Source organism: Nostoc sp. C052 (assembly GCF_013393905.1).
In the GTDB taxonomy this organism is placed as follows: domain Bacteria; phylum Cyanobacteriota; class Cyanobacteriia; order Cyanobacteriales; family Nostocaceae; genus Nostoc.
The window spans coordinates 6,077,748-6,102,625 of record NZ_CP040272.1 but is presented as its reverse complement, the minus strand read 5'-3'; the positions used below and the strand labels follow the sequence as shown (position 1 = coordinate 6,102,625).

At 41.5% G+C, this 24,878-nt stretch carries 19 protein-coding genes and 1 pseudogene; 9 read left to right on the top strand and 11 right to left on the bottom strand.

All coding sequences use genetic code 11. From position 1 onward, the window contains the following. The first annotated feature begins 315 nt into the window (after positions 1 to 315). The 3 genes from FD723_RS25215 (at position 316) to FD723_RS25205 (ending at position 5,686) form a co-directional block, all read left to right on the top strand. Positions 316 to 3,549: a PAS domain-containing protein gene (locus FD723_RS25215; protein WP_372743821.1), complete on the top strand. Its 3,234-nt coding sequence runs from the start codon at positions 316 to 318 to the stop codon at positions 3,547 to 3,549. A 201-nt stretch (positions 3,550 to 3,750) separates the two neighbouring features. Continuing rightward, on the top strand, positions 3,751 to 4,740 hold the full coding sequence (locus FD723_RS25210; protein ID WP_179067812.1) for a peptidoglycan-binding protein: 990 nt from the start codon (positions 3,751 to 3,753) through the stop codon (positions 4,738 to 4,740). A gap of 592 nt (positions 4,741 to 5,332) precedes the next feature. Next, entirely contained in the window at positions 5,333 to 5,686 is a 354-nt protein-coding gene (locus tag FD723_RS25205; protein ID WP_179067811.1) for a phage holin family protein, read from the top strand. 5 nt (positions 5,687 to 5,691) lie between these two features. Here FD723_RS25205 and FD723_RS25200 read toward each other — a convergent pair whose 3' ends face one another. From FD723_RS25200 to FD723_RS43035, 4 genes and pseudogenes are all read right to left on the bottom strand, one after another. After that, entirely contained in the window at positions 5,692 to 6,162 is a 471-nt protein-coding gene (locus FD723_RS25200; RefSeq protein ID WP_179067810.1) for a cobalamin biosynthesis protein, read from the bottom strand. Positions 6,163 to 6,199: 37 nt separating this feature from the next. Further along, the gene (locus tag FD723_RS25195) at positions 6,200 to 6,763 is read right to left on the bottom strand and encodes a Uma2 family endonuclease (protein WP_179067809.1); all 564 of its coding nucleotides are present in this window, start codon (positions 6,761 to 6,763) and stop codon (positions 6,200 to 6,202) included. 121 nt (positions 6,764 to 6,884) lie between these two features. Then, a complete protein-coding gene (argS, locus tag FD723_RS25190) occupies positions 6,885 to 8,639 on the bottom strand; it encodes an arginine--tRNA ligase (RefSeq protein WP_179067808.1) in 1,755 nt (584 codons plus the stop codon). 117 nt (positions 8,640 to 8,756) lie between these two features. Further along, a pseudogene (locus tag FD723_RS43035) lies at positions 8,757 to 8,966 on the bottom strand (hypothetical protein); the annotation flags it as partial. Positions 8,967 to 9,549: 583 nt separating this feature from the next. Between FD723_RS43035 and FD723_RS25185 the strand changes: the two are divergent. The 3 genes from FD723_RS25185 (at position 9,550) to FD723_RS25175 (ending at position 14,442) form a co-directional block, all read left to right on the top strand. Then, a complete protein-coding gene (locus tag FD723_RS25185; RefSeq protein WP_179067807.1) occupies positions 9,550 to 10,380 on the top strand; it encodes a squalene/phytoene synthase family protein in 831 nt (276 codons plus the stop codon). A gap of 514 nt (positions 10,381 to 10,894) precedes the next feature. Then, a complete protein-coding gene (locus FD723_RS25180) occupies positions 10,895 to 12,484 on the top strand; it encodes a serine/threonine-protein kinase (protein WP_179067806.1) in 1,590 nt (529 codons plus the stop codon). A gap of 1,223 nt (positions 12,485 to 13,707) precedes the next feature. Further along, positions 13,708 to 14,442, top strand: coding sequence for an FHA domain-containing protein (locus FD723_RS25175; RefSeq protein WP_179069281.1), 735 nt, complete (start codon positions 13,708 to 13,710; stop codon positions 14,440 to 14,442). A gap of 116 nt (positions 14,443 to 14,558) precedes the next feature. Here FD723_RS25175 and FD723_RS25170 read toward each other — a convergent pair whose 3' ends face one another. After that, entirely contained in the window at positions 14,559 to 14,780 is a 222-nt protein-coding gene (locus tag FD723_RS25170; protein ID WP_179067805.1) for a hypothetical protein, read from the bottom strand. A 1,355-nt stretch (positions 14,781 to 16,135) separates the two neighbouring features. Here FD723_RS25170 and hetF point away from each other — a divergent pair. Continuing rightward, positions 16,136 to 18,640 (top strand): cell division protein HetF, encoded by a 2,505-nt coding sequence (hetF, locus tag FD723_RS25165; protein ID WP_179067804.1) that lies wholly within the window; start codon positions 16,136 to 16,138, stop codon positions 18,638 to 18,640. A gap of 60 nt (positions 18,641 to 18,700) precedes the next feature. On the opposite strand, the gene FD723_RS25160 is transcribed toward hetF, so the two are convergent. After that, on the bottom strand, positions 18,701 to 19,411 hold the full coding sequence (locus FD723_RS25160; protein ID WP_179067803.1) for a TIGR04283 family arsenosugar biosynthesis glycosyltransferase: 711 nt from the start codon (positions 19,409 to 19,411) through the stop codon (positions 18,701 to 18,703). 68 nt (positions 19,412 to 19,479) lie between these two features. On the opposite strand from FD723_RS25160, the gene FD723_RS43915 reads away from it, so the two are divergent. Then, a complete protein-coding gene (locus tag FD723_RS43915) occupies positions 19,480 to 19,806 on the top strand; it encodes an ABC transporter substrate-binding protein (protein WP_306297028.1) in 327 nt (108 codons plus the stop codon). A gap of 48 nt (positions 19,807 to 19,854) precedes the next feature. Here the strand turns inward: FD723_RS43915 and FD723_RS25150 are convergent, their stop codons facing one another. The 4 genes from FD723_RS25150 to FD723_RS25135 form a co-directional block, all read right to left on the bottom strand. Next, positions 19,855 to 20,772 (bottom strand): cation diffusion facilitator family transporter, encoded by a 918-nt coding sequence (locus FD723_RS25150; protein WP_179067802.1) that lies wholly within the window; start codon positions 20,770 to 20,772, stop codon positions 19,855 to 19,857. 316 nt (positions 20,773 to 21,088) lie between these two features. Beyond that, a complete protein-coding gene (locus FD723_RS25145; protein ID WP_179067801.1) occupies positions 21,089 to 21,733 on the bottom strand; it encodes a TetR/AcrR family transcriptional regulator in 645 nt (214 codons plus the stop codon). Positions 21,734 to 21,847: 114 nt separating this feature from the next. Next, entirely contained in the window at positions 21,848 to 22,351 is a 504-nt protein-coding gene (locus tag FD723_RS25140; protein ID WP_179067800.1) for a GNAT family N-acetyltransferase, read from the bottom strand. A gap of 39 nt (positions 22,352 to 22,390) precedes the next feature. Beyond that, on the bottom strand, positions 22,391 to 23,101 hold the full coding sequence (locus tag FD723_RS25135) for a DJ-1/PfpI family protein (protein ID WP_179067799.1): 711 nt from the start codon (positions 23,099 to 23,101) through the stop codon (positions 22,391 to 22,393). Positions 23,102 to 23,424: 323 nt separating this feature from the next. Here FD723_RS25135 and FD723_RS25130 point away from each other — a divergent pair, with 323 nt between their 5' ends. After that, complete coding sequence (locus FD723_RS25130) at positions 23,425 to 23,904, top strand: beta-lactamase hydrolase domain-containing protein (RefSeq protein WP_179067798.1); 480 nt, start codon at positions 23,425 to 23,427, stop codon at positions 23,902 to 23,904. Positions 23,905 to 24,105: 201 nt separating this feature from the next. Here FD723_RS25130 and FD723_RS25125 read toward each other — a convergent pair whose 3' ends face one another. After that, the gene (locus FD723_RS25125) at positions 24,106 to 24,429 is read right to left on the bottom strand and encodes a hypothetical protein (protein WP_179067797.1); all 324 of its coding nucleotides are present in this window, start codon (positions 24,427 to 24,429) and stop codon (positions 24,106 to 24,108) included. Positions 24,430 to 24,878 lie beyond the last annotated feature (449 nt).

Genomic DNA, 24,878 nt, shown 5'->3' with positions numbered 1-24,878 from the left:
TCATAAAAAATGCTGAAGTTAATCTTAATCATAACTTCAGCATTTTTGCAATTTATTTACAGTAAAAGCGGAATTCGCGCATATATAAAAATGAATAAAGTATTAAGATCGTTAGCATGTCGGCATGAAAAAGATTATATCCATGTATTAACAAATCATATTTTCAGACTATTACCTTAATAATTTAGGCAGAGCAGGCAGGCAAAAGTGTTTTCTAAAAAGGTGCAGAGCTACGTTAACCAAATCATTGTTGAAGAGGAAGAAAGACAAGAGAATGAAAAATTATTTTGTCAGCAAGCCGATACTACTCCTCTGATGATTTGGATGTCTGGATGCAATGCACTTTACTGTTACTTCAATTCCAATTGGCTGAAATTTACAGGAACACATCTCACAACATCTGCGCGAGAAGGGGAGATAGGCAATATTTGGACTTGCAGTGTTCATCCAGAAGATAGACAGCGATGTGAAGATATATACCTGAGAGCATTTGCGACACATAATTCCTTCCAGAGGCAATATCGCCTGCGTGGTGCTGATGGCGAATATCGCTGGATTTTAGATACAGCTGCGCCACGGTTTTCAGCAGATGGTAGCTTTGTTGGTTACATCGGTTATTGTATCGATCTAACAGGAGTGCCGATAGCGAGCAGCCAACCTTCAGAAAGCTACTCATCATCGACAAAATATTCTCGTCAATTACGTAAAATTACAGATAAAAACCGAGCAAGAGAGTTATCAAAAGCATTAGAGCAACTACAAGCTGAAACTACAAAACGCCAAGCAGTTGAAGCACAGTTGCGCCAAAAAACATCAGAATTTGCAGCGATTTTGCAAGTGCTTCCTGATTTGTACTTTCGGCTTGATGCTGATGGAAGTATTTTGGATTACAAGCAAGGATTGATGCAGAGTCTATATATTCCACCAGGAGATTATCAGGGCAAGAGTTTGCGAGAATGCTTACCAACTGTTGTAGGCGATCGCTTCTACCAAGCAATAACTCAAGTACTGGAAACTCAATCTGAAGTCAGTTTTGAATATACCTTACCGCTACTAGAAGGGAAAAATAAATTTGAAGCTAGGTTATTACCATTACCAGCCCGACAAATTATCGTTCTTGTCCGCGACACTAGCGAGAATAAAGCAGCATTGATCGAAAGTGATGCCAAGTTCCGCAGCATTGTAGAAAACGCCAACAACGTTATTTTTGCACTGACACTTGAAGGAATATTTTCCTACGTTTCTCCTAACTGGACTGAAATTTTTGGGCATGAGGTTGTAGAGGTTGAAGGCAAATCCTTTATTCCCTTCATACATCCTGATGATGTGCATATCTGTACCGATTATTTCCAAAGAATTTTGACAACAGGCGAGAAACAAAAAGCAATTGAATATCGAATCAAACACAAAAATGGTAGTTGGCGATGGCATACAAGCAACTCATCTGCGATTAGAGACGCCAATGGCAATGTTTTGTACTTCGTTGGTATTTGCTACGATACCACTGACCGCAAAGAAGCAGAAGTAGCTTTAGCAGAACGAGCGCGGTTAGCAAATTTTCGTGCCGATGTAGATGCGGCATTGACTCAGAGTGACAGCTTACAAAACATGATGCGCTGCTGCACTGAAGCCTTAGTTGAACATCTTGATGCAGCCTTTGCTCGCATCTGGACGCTGAACAAACAAGATAATGTATTGGAGTTGCAAGTCAGTTCGGGGATGTACACCCACATCAATGGGCCCCATAAATATGTGCCAGTCGGTCAATTCAAAATTGGTTTGATTGCCCAAGAAGGCAAACCTCACTTAACTAACTCTGTGCAGACAGATCCCCGCGTCGGTAACAAAGAATGGGCAAAGCAAGAGGATATGGTCGCCTTTGCTGGCTATCCCTTAATTGTTGAAGATGAAACTGTAGGGGTGATCGCCATGTTTGCCCGCCAAACAGTGACAGAATCAGCTTTCACAGCCTTGGAATTTGCCGCCCAGGAAATTGCCATTGGCATCAAGCGCAAACAAGCAGAAATTGCACTCAGAGAAAGCGCCCAGCGAGAAGCACTACTTAATCGTCTTTCTAATCAGATTCGAGCTTCTTTGGATCTCAATTACATTGTGGAAACCGCAGTGCAAGAAATTCACAACTTATTCGAGATCGATCGCTGCGTCTTCTTTTGGTATCGGCAAGATGCTGATGTACCCTACTGGGAAAAAGTATATGAGGCGAAAAGTTCCTTTTTACCCTGCCTTCTTAACGACCAAGAAGCAACTAATGCCGAAATCAAGCTAATCGCAGCTAAAACCTTGAGCGGAGAAATCATCCGTATTAATGATGCTGAGACTGTGAGCGATTCCATAGCACAGCAGTTTTTGCAGGATTTTGGTTTCACTGCGTTTATGTCGCTGCCTGTACATACCCAATCTGGCGAAATTGGTGCATTTAGCTGTGGTTATTGTAGTGGCTTTCGCCCTTGGCTGAACAACGAAGTAGAATTACTACAAGCAGTTACAGTTCAACTAGCGATCGCCATTGACCAAGCAAAACTTTATACCCAAAGTCGCATCACTGCCCAAACTGCCCAAGATAAAGCCCAGCAACTAGAAGCAGCACTGCTAGAACTTCAACAGACTCAAGCGCAACTGATTCAAACTGAAAAAATGTCCAGTTTAGGACAATTGGTTGCAGGTATTGCCCACGAAATTAATAATCCCGTCAATTTCATCTACGGCAATATTAGCCATGCTAGTGAATATACCAAGGATTTGCTGCACTTAGTAGAACTTTATCAACAGAGTTACTGCCCACCAACACCAGAGATTAACCAACAAATCGACACCATTGATTTAGACTTTCTCCGGCAAGATTTACCCAAAATCCTGGAGTCTATGAAAATGGGAGCCGAACGCATTCGGCAGATTGTCCTATCTTTACGCAATTTTTCTCGTCTTGATGAAGACGGTACAAAAGCAGTAGATATTCATCAAGGTATGGATAGCACCTTGCTGTTGTTGCAAAATCGCCTAAAAGCTAAACCAGGACATCCCGGAATCCAAGTAATCCGAGACTACGGCAACCTACCACCAGTAGTGTGTCACGCTGGACAGATGAATCAGGTGTTTATGAATCTGTTGACAAATGCGATCGATGTTTTGGAAGAAGGGGTTGGGAGTGAGGAAGAACCAGGGGAGCCGGGAGTCGGGAGCAGGGGGAAAATTCCTCTCCTCTGCACCCTTTCCCCTGCCCCTCTGCCTCTTGTGCCCCATACCCAATGCCCCATCCCAACAATTCGCATTCGCACTCTCATCCAAGAAGACTATGTAATCATTAGCATTGCCGACAATGGCCCAGGCATGACTGAGGAAGTACGCAAACGCCTATTTGACCCCTTCTTCACGACAAAAGCTGTAGGTAAAGGCACAGGTATGGGACTATCAATTAGCTACCAAATAATCGTCCAAAAACACGCAGGAAAGATCGATTGTAGTTCAGCACCAGGAGAAGGTGCCGAGTTTGTTGTGATGATTCCACTAAAGCAAGAACCCTCAACGTAAGCTGTTGTGATTATAGTTTGCACATTGAGGCGGCAGGGGAGCAGTTCTTGCTGGGAGCAAGGGAGAGGATTTACAGGTTTTGCCTAATCATGCTTGTGATGCAATTTGCAGGCGCAACAGCTTAGACATTATAAATGATCAGCTGTTTTTTAGACCAAGCGGCTGTACCATTAGCATGAGAATATTCTGGGAGTAAATTCCATGCAAAGCAGCCTGACAGAAAGTATTTTGAGTTACTTAAAATTACTAGACCCAACTGTAAATCGCTTTAGAATGGAAAAACGGCAAAAGGGTTGGTGGCCAAAGAGGTCTAAATCTTTATTGGCCATTGAAATACTCTTGTTCTCTACTACGCCTCTGTTGATTGCCTCAACGGCTGTAGTATCAATAGCAGCACCACAAAAAATTGCTCAAGTAAATCCTGGAGATAGCATTAACCGCCCTATTCTCAAAATTGGTAGCCAAGGCGAACGCGTATCTGAACTTCAGGCAGCTCTGAAACTTTTGGGTTTTTACTCTGGTGCCGTAGACGGTACATATAGTGAGAATACAGCTAGTGCTGTTGCCCGATTTAAACAAGCCGCCGGTTTGAATCCAGATGGTATTGTTGATGCCAGCACTTGGCAACGACTTTTTCCAAAAGAACCGACAGTAGCATCAACCGTCCCCTCATCCCAGCCAAGATTTAACTCAGCTACAAATTTTCCTGTTCCAACCCAGGCTAGCAACCTCACCAACGTTGCAAATCCCAACCCCCCAAAAAAAGCTGTAACACAAGTTGCAACTCGCCCTGAACCCAAACCTACTACCCCAAAAAAAGCTGTAACACAAGTTGCAACCAGCCCTGAGCCAAGACCTGCTACCCCAAGAAAAGCTACAACTTCCAGCACAAAGAAAACGCCAAATCGTAATACATCAACCACTCAAACTCAGTCAAACACAACTACGAAGCGAACCCCTGGTATTCAATACACCTCAGAAGGATTGCCAATTTTGCGTATAGGATTACGTGGTTCTGAAGTTGTGAAGTTGCAACAACAACTGAAAAAGCTTGGTTTCTTGAAAGGCGATGCCGATGGAGACTTTGGCGTGACAACGGAGACAGCTGTGAAAGCTGCACAAACGCGCTATGGATTAGAAGCTGACGGTGTAGTTGGTGGCTCTACCTGGGAGGTTCTTTTGCGGCGTTAACCCTATCCCTACTCTTCAAACTTACACTTAGCGTCTTACCCGCACCTCTGGCTAAGGGCGGATAATACACTAAGTGTACAAAACTGGATAATTTATTTCTTGTAAATCCCCAATTACTGAGATTTCTCGGATTAGAGAAACCTTTGTAAGGGTTTTGCGCTTCCCAACATTTTTTATGAATTTAATGCGGTACATCCTGCAATACGATAAAGATATACCGATTAGAAGTATCTCTATGCCAGCACTGAAAAATTACCGAAGAAGAATTCAGAATTCAGGAGCCAGAATCCAGAATGGATTATGTGCGACTGGATGGAGAATCGAGGTTTAGAGCAAGCGATTTTAAACGCGCGCGATCTTAAATTCTTTCTTAGCGAAAGCCCTGACTTGACAGAGTAGAGTATTCTGAATTCTGTTAGCGCAGCGGGGCGTAGCCCATTCTGAATTCTGACTCCTTCTCATATTGCTTTTAGACTGATAAAAGATGATGGCAACTTTAGGAGTCAAGCACAAGATACCTAATCGTGTTACAGATCACAGATGGCAATAGTGAAATTAATTAAACTTACTGCTAATTACTCTAAAAAAACTTATGCAACACTTTTTATTAACTTGGCTCGGTACTGCGGTGGCGTTATTGATTACTTCTAGAATTGTTGATGGTTTTATTGTCAATAATTTTGTTGTCGCCCTTGTTGCATCTGTAGTTATTGGTCTTGTTAATGCGTTTGTCAGGCCTATTTTGCGTCTTTTGACGTTTCCAATTACCTTACTCACCTTTGGTTTATTTACATTTGTGATCAACGCTTTAACCCTTTGGCTGGCAAGTGCCCTAACTCCTGGTTATGGTTTTGAAATTAAAGGCTTTTTACCTGCTTTGTTAGGTTCAATTGTGCTAGCAATTGTTTCTAGCGTAATTAACTATTTTTTGAGAGTTGTTGACTAGAAAAATTAGTGAAGTTCTGTAATACTAGTAGTATTTAAAGCTTGGGCAACAGCTAAAGTTACCGCTCCTGCTTGCCCTTGTGGTTGGAAAATTTGTTTGGGAACTAAGAACCTGACTCGCAACTCTTCCACACTTGTAAAGGTAAAAATAGTCAACGATGTGAGTTGAGAAGCTGCAAGAATAGCAGCTGCCTCTGCTACGCTAGGTGTACCTACTTTGTGGTCAGTAATTGTGGCAGGATTGGGGACACACACAGAGCGAAGGATTTCGGCAGAAAAGGTCTTTAGAGGCAAGTTACGGAGGTGGCAAAGTTCTATTAAGCCAACTTCTGAGGCTTTAGTGTCAATGGTAGCAATACCTGCGATCGCACCTGTAAAAAGTTGATTTTCTCGAAACACTTGCTCAATTGCCCAATCAATCAACTGCCATGATGTTCCCCGTTTACAACCGATTCCTACCCATAAAACCTGTTGCACTTGGCCTATTTCCTTATTCAATTGGTCAGAATTTGGTTTACTCCAACAGCCAACCAAATAAATCTCCCACCGTCAGCCTCAACTCACTTGCAAAATCTGGTACAGGAATTAAAGCATCTAGTTCATCTAACATAACTGGCTGTTGATTGCGAATATATACAAATATTGTTTGTTCTTCTGGATCGATCAGCCAACCCATTTGTGTCTCATAATTCAGGCAATGTAAAATATTTTTTGTAACTTTCGTTTGTCTTTGGTCAGGCGATAGAATCTCAATAGTCCAATCAGGAGCGGCTGAAAATAAATTTGCTACCCTGCCATTTTCTTTGCGAGGTATTCTCTCCCAGGTAAATACCGCTACATCCGGGATAATTGATCTGCCACCAAAAGTACACCGCAGTTCAGGATATGCTCGTGCAACTCTTTGGGGTTTCAAGACAGCATTAACAGTAATAATCAGTTCACCTTGAATAGTGCTATGTTCTCCCTGTGCCATTGGTTTTTGAATAATTTGACCATCAATATATTCACTAGCAGGCTTAGTTTCCGGTAACTTCAGAAACTCCTCCAAAGTTATATTTTTAGATGGTGTCCGTACCATAATCGCCTCCAAATCCTGCAATTATAATTAAAAAAACCGCAAAGGAAACAAAGAAGCTTTAACTTAACTCTTACTCTGCGTACCTTTGCGCTACCTCAGCGTAACTCTGCGTTGAAAAATATTACATCCTCTCCAATACCTGAATTCCCAACAGAGATAATCCCAACTTCAGAGTTCTAGCAGTCAAATCACATAAAACCAAGCGGGATGTCCTCTGTGGCTCCTCGGCTTGTAATATGGGACAACGATCATAGAATTGGTTAAACTTCTGACTCAGTTCAAACAAATACTCACATAAACGATTAGGCAGCAAGTCTTGCTCTACACTACTAATAACTTCATCTAGTTGAAGTAAGTATTTTGCTAGCGTTAATTCTGTTTCATGCTGTAACAAAACGGCATTATTTCCCAACTCTTTAAAGTTAATATCACCTTTGCGGCTAATCCCATGAATCCGCGCATAAACATACAGCATATAGGGCGCAGTATTACCTTTGAGATCCAGCATTTTGTCGTAGCTGAAGATGTAATTACTGGTGCGATTTTGGCTTAAGTCTGCATACTTAACTGCACTGATTCCAACTACCTGAGCAACTTCATTAATAAAGTCTTCAGTTTCTTGGCGTTCTTCTTTTTGTAATCTAGTTTTTAAGTCAGTATGTGAACGAGAAACAGCTTCATCTAACAAATCCCGTAACCGCACAGTATCCCCAGAACGAGTTTTGAATTTTTTACCATCTTCTCCTAACACCAGCCCAAAGGGAATATGCACTAATTCCACATCATCGGGAATCCATCCAGCTTTGCGTGCTACCTGAAAGAATTGGGCAAAATGGTTTCCTTGTCCAGCATCGGTTACATAAATTATCCGCTTTGCTTCATCTTGCTGAATTCGGTAGCGCAGGGATGCTAAATCAGTTGTGGCATAGTTATAACCGCCATCTGATTTCTGCACAATTAACGGCAAAGGTTCACCTTCTCTATTGGTAAACCCTTCCAGAAAAACGCATTTTGCCCCTTGGTTTTCTACCAGTAACCCAGATTTATCTAAATCTTCCACAACGCTAGCTAGTAAAGGGTTATAGAAAGATTCCCCGCGTTCAATTAATTTGATATCCAGCAACTCATAAATTATTTGAAACTCTCGCCGCGACTGTTCGCACAGCAGTTTCCAAGCATGGAGTGTATCTTCTGCACCTGCTTGTAACCTGACAACTTCTTGACGTGCAGTCTCTTGAAAAGCTTCATCTGCATCAAACCGCAATTTGGCTTGGCGGTAAAAAGAGACTAAATCACCAATATCTAAAGCATTAGCGGTTGTAAGGGCATCTGGGTAAACTTCCCGTAGATAGGCGATTAACATGCCAAACTGCGTACCCCAATCACCTACATGATTTAACCGCAGTACATCGTGTCCTTGAAATTCTAAAATTCGGGCGATCGCATCACCGATAATTGTAGAACGCAAGTGTCCGACATGCATTTCTTTAGCAATATTCGGACTGGAAAAATCTACAATTTCCCGCTTCGGCGTTTTTGCGGCTGGAACTCCCAGTCTGGGATCAGCTTGAATTGCGTTTAGTTGTGCTTCTAAGTATGCTGTTTTCAGTTTCAGATTGATAAATCCTGGCCCAGCGATTTCCGGTGGTTCACAGATTTCGGATACATCTAGTTTCTCAACAATTGCACCTGCGATCGCTCTTGGTTGCAATCCTAACTTTTTACTCAGGGATAAAGCCACATTCGCCTGATAATCACCAAATTTAGGATTGCTAGCAGGAACCAAAATTGGATCTACTCCAGCTAAGTCAGAGCCAAAAGCCGCAACTATTGCCTGCTCAACCCGATCTTTGAGTTTTTCTTGTGTAGCGTTCATATATAAATTTTATCTGTGAGAGGGGAATGTAGCTCTAGAAAAGCTTGATTATTTCACTCTAAAGTATTGAGGGATTTTAACAACCCCTGATTGATCTTCGAGGGTTGTCATTAGTCATCAGCTATTTGGAGATGGGGAATAAAGCTTAGGACTCATATCTGATTTTTGAAAAAATCCGTACATCTGAAGAGTCTCGAAATCAAAGCTAGAACCAATCAAACAGTAACGGCTAATGGGAAAAGCAAAGAAATGAGGCATAAAAACGCCAAACCCATATTTTAGCTTGTAAGCAAATATCTTCTTCAGGGTTTTTTCTGGGCAATTAGGAACAATCTAGTATGTATACAGGAACTTCTGGTTCTGGGTTATGGTCATTTGATGTCACTCTTTAATTAGCATAGACCTAGCTAACCGCAGCCCTCGGTGTCCAATTTAACTTACCCTAACTTTTCGGCAAACCGCTATATGCATCTAAAAGTCCGTATAGATGCTGTTATCCGTTACCGACTTTTCCTGAATTGTCTTTATATATACAATAATTACATTTTTTAGTCAGATTAACGCAGACTAAAAACACTTTCAAATCCCTAAAATGGATGTTTGCTCATGGAAAGTTTTCGCAATATTCAACCAAATATTACCATAATTCTTTATATCTATACTAAAAGTTTATGAAAGCGATATCAAACGACACCTCAAACACTTTTGCAACCAAAAACCTCTATACTAGACTAGACTTTGATCAATTTGAGAGTTTTGTTAATTGCAACACCAAAAACCATCAATTTTTAGATGAAATACTAGCCTATCTTATAGTCTATAGTTTTTAAGGTTTAGTCAAAACTATATCCAGTATCATCAAAAAACTGCAAACTTCATGTGGTGCAAAAATCAAGCGGGGAGTGAAAACATGAATTTACGTAGAGATGCATTGCAAATCCTCAAAGAAACTAGCCGAACTTTTTATATCCCAATTAGTCTTTTACCGCCAGGATTGCAAGAAGCAGTCGCATCAGCATATTTGTGTATGCGTGCCATTGATGAAATTGAAGATCATCCCGAATTAGATAACGCTACTAAAGTCAAGCTGTTAAGAACGATTAGTCTGACATTACAGGCAGGAGTTGATGGCTTTGCACTAGATGCTTTCTTTGCAGGATTTAGTGGGTATGAGAATTCATTAGAAGAAGTCACTTTGAGGATTAGAGAATGGTCACTGCTAGCACCAGACACCATTGCACCTCGAATTTGGGATGCCACTGCTGCAATGGCTGACCGGATGGCTTATTGGGCAGAAAGAAACTGGAAAATTCACACTGAATCTGATTTAGATCGTTATACCTTTGGGGTTGCAGGTGCAGTGGGATTGTTACTTTCAGATTTATGGACTTGGTATGATGGAACACAAACAAACCGTACCCAAGCCATTGGGTTTGGTCGAGGCTTACAAGCAGTCAATATCCTGCGTAACCATAATGAAGATTTGGGGCGTGGAGTAGAATTCTTCCCAGATGGTTGGAGTGCAGACAATATGCAGGAATATGCCCGGCGCAATCTAGCACTGGCAGAAGCTTACATTCAAGACCTTCCTACGGGCCCCGCCTTAGATTTTTGCCAAATTCCCTTCACCTTAGCTAACGGCACTCTTGACGCTCTTGCTAATGGTAAAGAGAAACTTAGCCGCAGTGATGTTTTTGCACTTATCGAACAGCTGATTAGTGTGAACATGAAAGCAAGCTAATAGTCTCTTAAGGACTAATGGAGACGATTGTGAACTACTTACACCGTACCTGTACTCAGGTCGGTGTAGGCTTCTGAACTCATTTACTTGCAAAGTCCTGTATATGCAATCACAGGGAAACCTAATAATCTACCGTAGGGATGATGACAGGTTAAGGGATTTCGTGGTATTCACTTAAGTGCTGAGGTGAGAGCTACAGCCACCCACTACGAACCGCTCAAAATTACTGACATAGACCACTAAATTAAAGCAAACTTTCTCAATTGCAAATTACGTTAGTGAATTGGGAGAGCATCATTACGAATTGATATAAAGTAGCATAAATATTATTTATCAGTTTAAGTATAATAAATCATCTGGTACTAGCGATCGCTATACGTAATCTCAGCTAAACTTTAGCAACTCTTCAAAGGATTTCCCGCAAAAATTACCTGGCAGAAGTTGATTAATATCTAAATAATTGGAAGGGAGTATAACATTCCCCGTGATTATTCGTGCAGCGAGTTGAGAGTGCATGAGCTACTGCTTAAGTCCGACCTGTCCCAATCCAGAAAATTTGGTATATAGCCAAAGGTGTCAGTCTTGTGGCTCGCAACTTCTGTTGCGCGATCGCTATCAGGTGATCAAACCATTAGGTCAGGGTGGCTTTGGAGCAACCTTCTTAGCCAATGACCAAGGCTTACCAGGAGAACCGAGCTGCGTAATCAAACAATTACGCCCATCAGGAAGCGCCCCACACGTTTTACAGATGGCCAGAGAACTCTTTGAGCGAGAAGCTAGAACTCTAGGTAAGATTGGCAATCATCCCCAAGTACCAAGATTATTAGACTATTTTGAAGATCATGAACAATTTTACTTAGTTCAAGAATATATCAGTGGCGATACCTTGCAAGAGGAGGTCAAAATTAACGGCATCTTGAGTGAAACAGGAGTCAAGCAATTTTTGAGCGAGATTTTGCCACTGTTGCAATACATCCACGAGCAAAAAGTGATTCACCGTGATATCAAGCCAGCCAACTTAATTCGCCGCACTCAAGATGCCAGAATGGTACTGATAGACTTTGGTGCCGTCAAAAATCAAATCAGCCAAGGTACGACAAATCCATCAGGACAGACAGCATTAACTGCCTATGCTATTGGTACTCCTGGTTTTGCACCTCCAGAGCAAATGGCCATGCGTCCAGTCTACGCCAGTGATATTTATGCACTGGGGGTGACATGCATTTTTTTACTGACTAGCAAAACTCCTAAAGATTTAGATTACAATCCCAACACTGGCGAGATGATTTGGGAGCATCTTGTGCAAGTGAGCGATCACTTGAGCAATGTATTGCGAAAAATGTTAGATGTATCTGTACGTAATCGCTATCAGTCAGCAGCAGATGTTCTACGAGCATTGGAAATAGAACCATACTTAGATAGTTTAGCCAAAGGTTTACTGATTAAATCTGAAAGTGGATCTAGAGATCGAACACATAACGAAAATTCTGCTGTTTTATGTAACAATCCTTCTGCTACAAGTACTGGAGTGGCACAAGTAGCGGCGGCAATTCGTGCAAGACGAGCCAAGACAGCAGAAGCAGGGGGATTACACCAGGGTTCTGGGATGGCTAAATCAACAACTTTCGCTAGCAACAGCAATGGTTCACAAGCTCAAAATTCTAAAGTTGAGCGGAAATTAGATACCCAAGGTTTGTTAACAGCCTATCTCAAAGGAAGGCGGGATTTTGCCTTACACAATTTAAGTTTGCTGAATCTGCAAGGTGCTGACTTATCCCAAACAAATTTCCATTCTGCTCAATTGCAAAAAACCAATCTTCAAGGGGCTAATCTCCACAATAGTGACTTTGGCAGAGCCAGTCTCACTCGAGCAAATCTTAAGGATGCTAATTTGAGCAAAGCATACTTTAACCATGCTGATTTAGAAGGGGCAGACCTGCGAGGCGCAGACCTCAGCAATGCTTATCTCAGTAATGCTAACCTCCGAGGAGCTAATCTGTGTGGTGCTAATCTCACCAGTGCCAAGATTTCTGATGAGCAGTTAGCACTAGCAAAAACAAATTGGATGACCGTGCGCCCCAATGGAAAACGAGGCTTGTTATGATTGGAAAGTTTAAACTTGAGAGCCACTTGCTTGCTCTATTAGCAAGAGTTAAGCAAAGTGGAATGATTTTTAGATTGGGTGACTGAACAAAGCAAAAGTAAAAATTAAAAAGGCAAAAGAAAGAAAAATAAAAATGGCCACAAGCCCATAAATAAATTTATGGGGATTATATTTTTACTTGTTAATTAATTTTGGATATTAGATTCTAGACTATATTTACAAATGAATCCTTTTGATTGAAACCGATTATTTAGATTAGTAAAATAGTCTCCCTGCTTTTTTAATGATCCATTAATTAGGTATATCAATCCTATTTGATTGCCTCTCAGTGGAAGGTTCAGATCCCCGGCTTATTGAAGGAAGTCGGGGATCTTTTTATTTATAACTTCTGCACAAATTATTATAGACGTAATTAAATGTCAATACACTTGTATGAAGGGCTTCTGGCAACAGTTTTTGGTTTTTGAGACGCGATAAATCGCCGTCTATACAAGTGTTTTATAGCTCATTCTGAACTGTATTGAATTAAATGTAATATCAAATTTTATTCATAGCCTGGTTCTCAAGAGCTAGAGCCGCTTCTTAGCAGTTTTAATTTAATTAAGCCTTTCTACTTAGTACACGTCACCGTAAAAAAGGTTCGGAGATATCGAGAGTTTAGGTTGGGTGGAAAGTAGTGAAATCCAACTTACGAATGATTAAATCCCATACTCTTTTTGTAGTGGACTGTACTTACTGACAATTATAAAATGCTTGTTTTATAAGGATCGCAAAGCTGATATTTTATTGCTAGCTTGGAAAATCAGTCCTGATGATTCAGGGTAAAAACTCAGATTTTTTCAGAATTGACCAAATAGATATAATGTTTAGATTCATCGATAGTCATTGCTCTCGCAAATGTTAAGAAATATCCAGCTTTATAGCAGAAATACGTAGATAATTAGCAATTCTTAATAAAATCTTTATGATTTCTATCTGTTACAAATAACAAATGATTATTTACAATAAACAATAAAGCATCATAATAATTTTTTAAACATATTTCCATGCTTTTTATGGCTAGAAACAACAGGGAATCTCGCACCTAAAAGTTGTAAAATAGAACGCTCTTAAGCCACTCAAGTTTTCAGATGGCAGCGGAAAGCGAAAAATCAATTATCCCTGATTGTAGGCTGAAACAGAATATTCACGACCGAAATCAGGTAGTACAAGGTTTACGTATAATGACTGACTTTGCACAAACAGAAATAGAACGGCGATTAACTTTATATCAAGTATTCCTCAAGTTATATGAACACCACAGCAGCCTTTTAGATGAAATTCTTCAGCTAGAAAATGTATCTCAACCGTCGTTGACGAGAGTCAAGGCGTGTTACGTACATGGCGTAGTCGATACTGCTGCTGTTTATTTGATGACTAACTTGTGCGACAATCAGACTCAAAGTTTACGACAGCCACAACGGATCTGGACGATAGGTCGTAATCGCACTAGTGGTATTTGCATTGCTGATAGTCATCTGTCTCGTCGCCACGCTGCTATTCAACATATTGATGAGCAAGGCTTTTACTTAATTGATTTCAACAGTACTAATGGCTCCTTTGTGAATGGCGATCGCGCTGTCGGGCCGATCAAGCTTAAAGATGGCGATCGCATCCGTTTAGGCAATATGACTTTTGATTTTTTTGTAAATTATACCTACCGCGTTTTGCCAACTGTAGCTATAGATTTATTGATGCAGCTTGTGCATCGGAAGGGTAATCATCCAGTAGAAATGCTTACTTATTCCCAGAATAGACAAAAACCTCTAACTGAAAAACCAGATTTAAATTTAGAGACTTTCAGAAATTTTGGACTAGTTGAGAAGCAGGAAAATCCTTATGAAAACTTCAGTTCAGAACAGAAATCAGAAATTCTAGACCGCTTTTTTACCAGACAAATACCGTCTAATCTCAGGTAGCTAAATAATTGGATGCTCTCTGACAGCAATCCTGCTGTCAGAGAAAGAGGTGAAAATATAGAAAAAAAATTAAGAATGTGATTAAATATCATAGCAATCATTTTGGAGTAGCATCTTTAGCCCACAATAAAAAGAAAGCGATTCAGGAATTGAGTGAGCAAGTTATCCTCTATCCCGACAACAGGAGGATACTCAAGGTCTACCAGCAGTAGCAACAAGAGTAGTGGCGCACTTCGGTCATCTGGGCCTAAAATGCTAAGGCGATATCTAACGACGGAAACTGCCTTTTCTGCGAGAGGCTTCCGCCAAAGTGCAGCGTCTCGTAGAGAAGACTGCAATCTGTAACTGTTTCGCGTTTACGTAAAAAAACCCCCAGTGAGCGTTAGCCAACCAGGGGAGTTAGTTATCAGGGTGCATCTACCAATTAAATGTTCTCAGGTTGAACACCATACTCCGGATGAAATTGTACAAAGGTCAGTTATTTTTTTAAATAAAAAAACCCCAGTTGGTGTTAACCTACAGGGGAGTGAGTTATCAGGGTGCATCTACCAATAATCTCTTCTAGGGGCAGCTAGTATCTTCCGGAGAAAATGAACTAAATTAGGATTGATGGTGATGTCTAGGATCGGCTACACTTACGAAACCAGAAAGAACCTCAAATGGGTGTTAGCCAATCGGGTGAGTTAGTTATCAAGGTCAGCTATTTTTTTAAATAAAAAAACCCCAGTTGGTGTTAACCTACAGGGGAGTGAGTTATCAGGGTGCATCTACCAATAATCTTTTCTAGGGGCAGCTAGTATCTTCCGGAGAAAATGAACTAAATTAGGATTGATGGTGATGTCTAGGATCGGCTACACTTACGAAACCAGAAAGAACCTCAAGTGCGTGTTAGCCAATCGGGTGAGTTAGTTATCAAGGTCAGCTATTTTTTTAAATAAAAAAACCCCAGTTGGTGTTAACCTACGGGGGAGTTAGTTATCAGGGTGCATCTACCAATAATCTTTTCTAAAGTAAATTGGTCGCTACCGGATAAATTAGCAGAGGTTGAAGTTTTTGCTATTTGGCGGTCAGAAAAAACCTCAGAGGGGTTAGTTATCAGGATATATCTACCAATTAAATATCAGTGCGCTACTTGACAAAATGGGTGTGCCAGGGTTAATTAATACCACTCAATCTTCATAAAAAAACCCCCAGTGGGCGTTAGCCAACCAGGGGAGCTAGTTATCAGGGTGCATCTACCACTTAAATGTTCTAGGTTTAACTGCCATACTCCGGATAAATTTATTAGAAAATTGATTGTTATCGTGTGTCAAAAAAAACAAGAGTGAATATTAACTGATTAGGGGAGTTAAAGATCAAGGGACATCCATCTACTAATCAAGTATTCTAGGATTAAGCACTATTTTCTGGTAGAGAATATCTGCGTCAGAAGTTGCTGTTGTTTGCCAAAATAAAAAAACCCCCAGTGGGTGTTAGCCAACTAGGGGAGTTGAAGATCAAGGTGCATCTACCAATTAAGTGTTCTAGACCCAAGTAATCCGATCCGGATAAAGTTGTCAGGGCAGAAAAATCAAAATGGCACTGAATTAGAAACATTCAGGGGCAGGATGCATCTAAGTTATTAGAGGGAGCGAAAAATCGACTTGAAACTTTCGCGTTTCAAACCAGATTTAGGAGGCAAGCAGGAGAAGTTGTGACCCAGGAATTCCATATTTCCGTAACCCCGGTAGGGCAAAATGACTACTTGGTGCGGACGGAACAAGTCGCGCCTGGGGTACCATTGGCAGAAGAATTGGTGACTTGGCCCATAGCTGATTGGTTGATGGCTGCTGGGCATTTGATGAATGACCCGTTGAAGTCGGTGTTACAAGGAGATCCATTCACTTCTGGCGGGCATGAAAGCGATATCGCCAGAAACTCTGTTAATTTGGTGGCATTGGGTCAACAATTCTATAATGCCTTATTTCAAGGTACTCTCAGAGATAGTTGGATTACTGCCCAAGGTATTGCTCAGAACCACCAACAAGTACTACGCTTACGTTTGGGGCTAAAAGACACTAGGTTAGCTCGTTTGCCTTGGGAAGTGATGCACGCAGGCGATCGCCCTCTGGCTACTGGGCCTTATGTGGCTTTTTCTCGATTCCAAAGTGGAATTTCGGGGGCTTCTCCTTTGCGATCGCAAAATATGCCCACACCACTAGAACAAGGTGGTGTCAAAGTATTGATGGTAATTGCTTCTCCCTCAGATCAAGTCCGTCTTGATTTACAGAAACAGGAAGCGATTAAATTACAGGCGGAACTTCAGCGCCAAACATCACGACTGGCTGAAGGTAGCAATCGTTTGCCAGAAATTGAACTGACTGTATTAGACCAACCAGGACGGGAAGAACTGACACAAGCCTTAGAACAAGGTAGATACCACGTTCTACACTACTCTGGTCATAGTAACTTAGGTTCCAATGGTGGAGAAATTTATCTTGTTAGTCGCAGAACTGGCTTAACGGAAATCTTGACTGGGGACGATTTGGCAGGTTTGCTCGTCAACAATAACATTCAAATGGCAGTGTTTAATTCCTGCTTAGGGGCATACACCGCTGCGTCCAATCCCTCTGGAGATACTGGCGAACGTAACCTAGCAGAAAGTCTGGTGAAGCGGGGAATTAGAAGCGTTTTGGCGATGTCAGAACGAATTCCTGATGAAGTGGCGTTGACACTTACACAATTGTTTTACCGCAACTTGAGTCAGGGATATCCAGTAGATTTGTGCGTCAGTCGGGTGCGCCAAGGATTAATTTCTGCTTATGGTTCTCACCAGATGTACTGGGCATTACCGATTTTATATCTCCAGCCAGAATTTGACGGTTTTCTGAGTCAGGAAACTGAGTTATCCGCAAATACGGAGTCGCTGAATCAGTATAGTTCGCCTTTAGGGGCAACTTCCACGATGTACTCTGCTATGGGTGATGATAGCGAGATACCTTTAGGAATGGAAGATATGATTCCTTCTGGTTTGACACGTGACTCTTCTGGGTTGGACTGGCTGGGTGAAGATACTTGGGGCGATTTGGTTGATGAAATTGAGTATGATGACCCAAGTTATGAAGAAGATTCTGCGATCGTTTCGGATTTGTTTCGTCAACTAGATAACCAAAAAGCTGTAATTGAACCGGATCGACAAATTCGTGAAAATAGTCTTCACCAAAACCAGATTTCTGAGGAAATGACTTCTTTGCAAGAGGAAGCAGATTTGTGGGGAGAAGTTCCACCGCCACCACCTGCAACTCCTGGGAACCTGGAAGGAAATTGGCAAAATTCTAATTTCTTGCCGCAACCACTTTCAGCAAGAAATCGTACCCGTCGCCGCAGGCTGTGGCCGATTGTGGGTGTTGTGGGAATCAGTGCGTTAGCGGCTGCGATCGCTTTAAATTGGTGGTGGCAAAATCGAAACCAATCAACTCTGCCTAATATACCAGTAATTCCCACCCAGTCTCTACCTGATTCTCGACCGATTCAAAAGCAGCCGAACATTGATTTAGGAATAGAAGCAACTGGTATTGTCACGGCTACTGCTACGGAAAAATTGAGCCAGGGTGAATTGCAAGGTGGGTTATTGGCTGTAGAAGAACTACTCAATCGGGGCGCATTAGCTGCGGCTGAAACTGCTCTGAAATTAATTCCCAGTAAACAGGCTGACGACCCATCTGTGAATTTTTACAAGGGACGATTGGCGTGGCAGTCTATCCAAACCGGAGACAATAATTATAGTATTGATGATGCCCGTCGTTACTGGGAAACTGCTGCCAAAGCTAAACCTGAATCGCTTTTGTATAATAACGCTTTGGGATTTGCCTACTACACAGAAGGCAATCTAAATCGAGCCAATGATTCTTGGTTTAAGGCTTTGAATTTAGCTCTCAAAGAACAGAATACAGACTCAACATCCACAAAGACGGAAGTGCCTCAAGACGCTTTAACTTCTTATGCTGGGTTAGCTCTTGGATTGTATAAATCTGCACTTAGTCAATCTAGTGGTAAGCAGATACAGTATCTCAATGAAGCGATGAAGTTGCGGCAAATGGTTCTCAAGTCCGATCGAGAAAATTTCCAGGTAGATAAATTAGCTAAAAATTGGTTGTGGACGGAGAAGGCGATTGAAGATTGGCGATCGCTCCTTCAGGAAAAAGGTGAAGTAAATTGACATAATTCCCCGAATGTGCATAGCTGAATTCGGGGATTCTGGGCTAGTCCTAACATCCTCTTAAACCCTCTTAAATTTGTCTCGGCGATACCAGCGACGAATTCGCTCAGGTGAAATGCCGAGTAAATAAGCAGTAATTACTATTTGATTAAGTAGCGTAGTTTTGAATACTCCCTTTTGCAACCATCTACGGGCTGAGGTGACAACTGGTGTAGCGATAATTACAATGTGTCCGATGCTTTTTAAACGACGCATAAGTTCAAAGTCTTCCATGATAGGCAATTCGGGAAAACAGCCTATTTGCTGAAATATTTCCTTTGTTAAAAAAATTGCTTGGTCGCCATAAGGCATTTGGTAAAAATGCGATCGCACATTTACCCCCCACTCTACCCATCGTAAACTTAAAAGTGACGCATCAATCCGCAACTTAAAAGCACCAGCCACAGTCCCAGGCTGTTGTAGTGCTGTGCGAATCATCTCATCAAACCCAGTTGGTAAACGGGTATCTGCATGGAGAAATAACAGAATCTCACCGCTAGCCGCTACAGCACCCGCGTTCATTTGCACAGCACGACCGGGAGATGATGAGATAACTTTGACATTTAAAGACTGAGCGATCGCTACAGTATCATCACTAGAGCCACCATCAACTACAATGACTTCTATATTTATACTGCCTTGAGTAGTAGCAATGGCTTTTTTAATATTACCCGCTTCGTTAATAGCCGGAATAATAATCGAAATTTTAGCAGCGCCAATAGTCTGACTCATGATTGCTGAGTTTTCTTTTCCGAAAATTTATTTTTGAAGTAATGAGTAATAAGTAATACTCATTACTCATTACTCATTTATTTATTTCCGGGCGGGCATGGAAGCCAACAGTTAAGCTATTTCCAGCTTCAGTTGACACCAATGCACCTGTAGCTGCGATCGCCGCAGGTCAGCCCATCCCTGTCATCGCCTTAGTTGAACGTAGCCCAAAGACCCACGGATTGCTAGTTTTACTTAACTCACCCATCAAGAAGGTAACTGATTTAAAGGGTAAGAAAATCGGCAACCCATCGGGAAAAAGCTACTTTTTTGCAGTACAAGTACTAGAACGTGCTGGACTAAAAGACACTGATGTGCAACGGGTTCAGATAGAAAACGATGCAGGTACAGCCTAGTGTGAGGTAAACCAGAGACATAAATTGTATGTTATTTAATTCTTGTTTTTACATTTGGTGATTGCTCGGACGCTCCAACTCCAAATCATCCCAAGAAACTGGATCTTCTACAGGTTCTAAATGAGTTGTAACGTGGGTTGAAGGCAGCACCCCAAGAATAGCAAGCTCAATTGCCTCGCATAAATCATGCCCTTGTTGTACTGTCCAAGATCCAGGCACAAGAACATGAAAGGAAACAAAACGGCGGGTTCCAGCAGTACGGGTTCGCAAGGCATGAAACTGAATATCTTGACGTTTGTACTCGTTAAGGATGCTCTTAATTGCGTCAATTTCTTTTTTAGGTAAAGCTGCATCCAGTAACGCGCTACTGGTTTCCCGCAGCAAACGAAATCCTGTCCAAGTAATATTTGCTGCTACTATCAGGGCGACAATTGGATCGAGTACGAGAGTGCCTGTTAGCTTGACGAGTAAGATTCCAACTACTACACCACCCGAAGTCACCACATCGGTAAACAGATGGTGAGCATCAGCCCTCAGTGTTATAGAACGCAACCGTCGCCCTGCTCGTAGCAAGATAAAGGCAACAACGCCGTTGATTGCGGTTGCAAATAGAGAGAGTGCCAACCCGTATCCCAACTGTGTTAATGGTTCTGGATGCAGCAAGCGTCCCCAAGCTTCAACAGCAATGCTAATGGCTGCCACTATAATCAACGCGCCTTCTGCACCACTGGAGAAGTATTCAGCTTTAGAATGCCCAAAGGCGTGTTCGGCATCGGCTGGTTTCTCAGCATAGGTCAATGCCCATAGAGCAACCAATGCAGCCAGGAGATTTACAATTGATTCAATAGCATCTGAAAGCAAACCTACTGACCCGGTTAGCTGGTAAGCGCCAAATTTTATGCCGATAGTGACGATTGCCGCTGCAATCGATAAGAAAGCGTAGGAGCGGGCTTTTGGACTACTCATCTCGGTCACGGACGTAATTACAGTGATTCCAAGCTAAGAGTACCAAATTTTACTTTACTGGTCATCAGTCCTGAGTCTTCTACTGATTGGTATTTCAAGACGCGATAAATCCAAGACGCGATAAATCGCGTCTCTACAATGCTCTACAAGTGTATTGGTTGACAAGGTGTCCTAGATTTGGGTCTATTACCGTATGTTCCATTAGCGCCATTAAATCATTAGACATCTCCAGAAATTAAAGATGCGTTACCCAGAACCCTTGTTTTGACGTAGCACTGCTACGTCAAAACAATTCTTTTTCGGAGATGTCTATTGTTTAATTTGGCTCATGGCTGACATCTGCATTGACAACTGACAGAGGATTAGTACTGATACCGCGTACAAAAATATCTACACAGGTTTCTATATAGTCCTCACAGTTATAGTTGCCTTGATTAAATTTGACAGTGCGGCATAGCATTCCAGCTAATAGCATTCCTGTAAACATATCTACTGCCGGAAATGGATCGAGGTCTGCTCTGACAGTGCCTCGTTTCTGACTCGATTGCAGGTAAGCTACCAGTTTCTCCCCTAATGGCTTGGCAGCTTCTTGAATTACTTGTTTGGCTGCCTCAGGATGACGTTTGGCTTCTCCAATGAAGGTACGAATTAAGTCTTCCTGTGCCTCTAGCATCGTATTGTAAAGATAGGCATACTGTCTTAAATCAATTTTTAGATCCTGTGTCCAGGCTTCGGGATGTGCAAGGGCTTCTGTCTGGAGTGCCAAAGCATTTTTCATTACTGCTCCCAAAAGTTGTTCTTTGCTAGCAAAGTGGCGAAATAAAGTCACCTCATTCACACCAGCAACACGGGCTATTTCACGGGTAGTTGCTCCTTGAACACCTAAACTAGCAAATACCTGCAAGGCAGCTTCTATCAAACGTGTACGGGTAAGAGTTGATGAACGGATGGTTTTATGCATTGATGCTGGCAATTACTTACTTCAATAATATGTTATGTAGAAAAAGCGGTTGTAACTTGGGAAAAAATAATTGTGATGCCAGCATTTTTAAGGTTATTAAAAATCTTTACTCTCTCAAATTGATTGTGGTGCGGGAGCTAATATTTTACTCATTTTAGTAACTGGAACAACTATCCCACTTCTTAAATAATGAGGCGCTCTTTCAATGGCAGTAAATCCTAGTCGTAAATAAAACCCCTCAGCATAAAGGCTAGCGGTTGTAATTACTTTACTTACACCTTGCTTAGTTGCTTCTTCACAAAAATGTTTAACTAAAGCACGGCCAATCCCTTTTCCTTGATATTTAGGATGGACGTACAGCCCAATTAGTTCATCAACAATGAAACTAGCAAAACCTATAACAGCATCTCCCTCGATCGCAACCCAGTAAGTTTCCGCTTTCATACTTTTCAAGATATTTGAACCATCAGCTTTGTTGCGGTAATTACGCCAAGCTAAAAGTTCTTTTTGGGTGTAAAAAGTTGCAGGCAGAGCTTTGATAGCAGCAATATGAATTGCACTCAGCACCCAGGCATCTGTTTCCTGGGCAGGTCGAAGAGAGATTTCGTTAGCACTCATAGGTTCAGGACTGGCATTCAGATTATACCATTTTGGATTTTAGATAGTAGTTTGCAATTGAGTCACAACTCGCTGGACAATTTGCCTTCTGATTTCTTGAAGATTGTGACTCGCAGCAGTAACTTTAGCAAGTACAGCCGCAGGGGCAGTTTGGGGAGAACCACTGTTAAAGGGCGGTTGGGGATTGTATTCGATCGCTAGTTGAATTCCTTGGGCAATCGCTTCCCCAAATAACTCAGCAGCGATCGCTAACCCAAAATCAATGCCAGCTGTCACACCGCCGCCTGTAATTCGATTGCGATCGATGACAACTCTTTCTGTAACTGTCTCAACTCCTAACATCTCAAGCAAATCCAGCGATCGCCAGTGAGTAGTGGCGCCATAGCCCTGAAGTAACCCCGCCGCCGCCAGCAGCAAAGAACCAGTGCAGACAGCTGTAACGTAGCGGGCTTGTTTACCTTGGGTTTTGAGAAAGTTGAGAAATTTTTCATCTTCCATTTTGGCATTGATACCTGGGCCTCCTGGCACAAATAACACATCTAAGGCTGGGGCTTCAGCAAAGGTGGTGTCAGGTAAAAAGGTGAGGCCGCAATCGCTCCGAATTGGTTCGAGTGTTTCCGCTAGCAGATATAATTGCACCTTTGGCAATTTGGCAAAGACTTCATAAGGCCCCGTGAAATCTAACTGTGTCAAATTTGGGAACAATACTATTCCAATGCATAGAGAAGAAACTTGTTCTATAGCGGTCATTATTTATACCCTCGTTCACGAAAATCTTGATTCAGTTGCTCCTTCAACCTGCCCAATAGTATAGCTCCTGACATATAATCTACGGTAATTTTATCGGCATAAAGTATAATAAGTTTTAATCACCATTAAACCTATCGGCAAACCGTATATTATGGATAAAGCAATAAAATAATCGGCTTCAAAAGACTAATTTTGAAGTAATTAAGCAATATCTTATGATATTCAGCTAATTTTGCGGTGTTTATTTGGAATATCTTCTCAAAGCTTGCTCCCTTAGAGTATTTACAAAGCTGGAAGACATAAGGAAGTCAAAAGGAGTGAATATGATCAACGCTATACAAATTAACGAAAACTTGACAACTACAGGACAAGTCATACCGAAACAGCTTGAGCAAGCTATCCAAGAAGGTTTTAAATCCGTTCTAAATTTGCGATCGCCTGATGAACTAGGATTTTCTAAGGATGAGCAAAAAATAGCAGAAGCATTAGGGCTGTATTATCAAAATGTTCCACTTAAGGTGGATCTAAAAAATTTAAATGAAGAGGTGATTACCAAAATCCTCACGACACTCGAACAAATCCCTAAGCCAGCAGTTGTACATTGTGCTGCTGGGATGCGCTCAACTGGAATTGCGCTCTTAAGTATCGCTATCCAGGAAGGATTAACACCAGAAGAAACCTTAGCAAAAGCTAAGAATCTTGGCTTTGGATTCTTTGAACACGCTGGTATTAGTCCGCGATTGAAGCAATTATTTGTGGACTACGTTAACAAACACGCAAAGGTAGCTGTACCTACTAGCTGATTTGAGGTGCTAATAATTTCTAATTGTTATGTCCTACTAGACTAGTACTGCAAGACGAAATTCAACATTTTAACAAACCGAAGGGGTGGTTTATTTACGCTCTGCTGTACTAGACGTTTGCTATACAAATCATTAAATTAAAAACTGCTCTTGCTGAAAGTAGACAAGAGCAGTTTTTAATCGCAAAGCCCAAAATAAAATTTAGGCATCTTCAAGTTCAAATTGAGCCACCGTAACGGCGTTCAAAGCGAAAGCTAGAACTAAAGGCATCGGCGACTGAAACCAAAAAGTAAAAAGAACAGCTAAAATTGTGCCAATCACTGCGGACATTGACCACAATCGTTCTTCAAAAGTCAGTCCATTTTCGGCTTTAATCAATCTGAGCGCATGAACTGGAATCGGTTCTGGCATTACCCCACCCGGAGGGAAAGCCCAGAAGTTATTACGTCGCTCGACAAACAAATCTGTCCAGCCATTCTCTTGGCACCATGCCTCAATCCATTGAAGTGAGTAATGATTCATCATCGGGTTTGGGAGTTTGGTTTGTGGAAGTTGTGTACTTGGTGAATGTCAACTCTTGGAGATTCCTGAAGAACTAACTAATCGCTATAAAATTAACGCTAATTATCTAACTTTTAAGCTTTGTTAAGCAATTGAGACGCATATAATTACGCTCAAACCTTGCTTTCATTAATTAAAAGACTAACAGTTGATCGGGGCTATTGAATTTAAAAGACAACAAACTTTACTTGAAAAATTGAAAGTCAAGAATTGTAAATAAGTCGGTGAGTATTACTGCTCAAAAAACTCTTTATATCTTGAAATTGAAATCTAAAAATGAAGAATTGTGAACAAATCAACAAACTTCACCAATAGTAGACCTCTTGCAAAAGGCACTTTTGCACTCTTGTCGGGAAAGGGGGAAAGGTTAAAGGGGAATGTTAATTCTATCCCTTTTCCCTTTAACCCTTACC

Excerpts from the sequence above, each read along its gene's own strand:
- FD723_RS25135 (WP_179067799.1), bottom strand. The coding sequence starts at position 23,101 with ATGACCGCTATAGAACAAGTTTCTTCTCTATGCATTGGAATAGTATTG.
- FD723_RS25130 (WP_179067798.1), top strand. The coding sequence starts at position 23,425 with ATGATCAACGCTATACAAATTAACGAAAACTTGACAACTACAGGACAA.
- FD723_RS25215 (WP_372743821.1), top strand. The coding sequence starts at position 316 with ATGATTTGGATGTCTGGATGCAATGCACTTTACTGTTACTTCAATTCC.
- FD723_RS25140 (WP_179067800.1), bottom strand. The coding sequence starts at position 22,351 with ATGAGTGCTAACGAAATCTCTCTTCGACCTGCCCAGGAAACAGATGCC.
- FD723_RS25195 (WP_179067809.1), bottom strand. The coding sequence starts at position 6,763 with ATGGTACGGACACCATCTAAAAATATAACTTTGGAGGAGTTTCTGAAG.
- FD723_RS25145 (WP_179067801.1), bottom strand. The coding sequence starts at position 21,733 with ATGCATAAAACCATCCGTTCATCAACTCTTACCCGTACACGTTTGATA.
- FD723_RS25125 (WP_179067797.1), bottom strand. The coding sequence starts at position 24,429 with ATGATGAATCATTACTCACTTCAATGGATTGAGGCATGGTGCCAAGAG.
- FD723_RS25175 (WP_179069281.1), top strand. The coding sequence starts at position 13,708 with ATGACTGACTTTGCACAAACAGAAATAGAACGGCGATTAACTTTATAT.
- argS (WP_179067808.1), bottom strand. The coding sequence starts at position 8,639 with ATGAACGCTACACAAGAAAAACTCAAAGATCGGGTTGAGCAGGCAATA.
- FD723_RS25150 (WP_179067802.1), bottom strand. The coding sequence starts at position 20,772 with ATGAGTAGTCCAAAAGCCCGCTCCTACGCTTTCTTATCGATTGCAGCG.
- FD723_RS25185 (WP_179067807.1), top strand. The coding sequence starts at position 9,550 with ATGAATTTACGTAGAGATGCATTGCAAATCCTCAAAGAAACTAGCCGA.
- FD723_RS25180 (WP_179067806.1), top strand. The coding sequence starts at position 10,895 with ATGAGCTACTGCTTAAGTCCGACCTGTCCCAATCCAGAAAATTTGGTA.
- FD723_RS25210 (WP_179067812.1), top strand. The coding sequence starts at position 3,751 with ATGCAAAGCAGCCTGACAGAAAGTATTTTGAGTTACTTAAAATTACTA.
- FD723_RS25205 (WP_179067811.1), top strand. The coding sequence starts at position 5,333 with ATGCAACACTTTTTATTAACTTGGCTCGGTACTGCGGTGGCGTTATTG.
- FD723_RS25160 (WP_179067803.1), bottom strand. The coding sequence starts at position 19,411 with ATGAGTCAGACTATTGGCGCTGCTAAAATTTCGATTATTATTCCGGCT.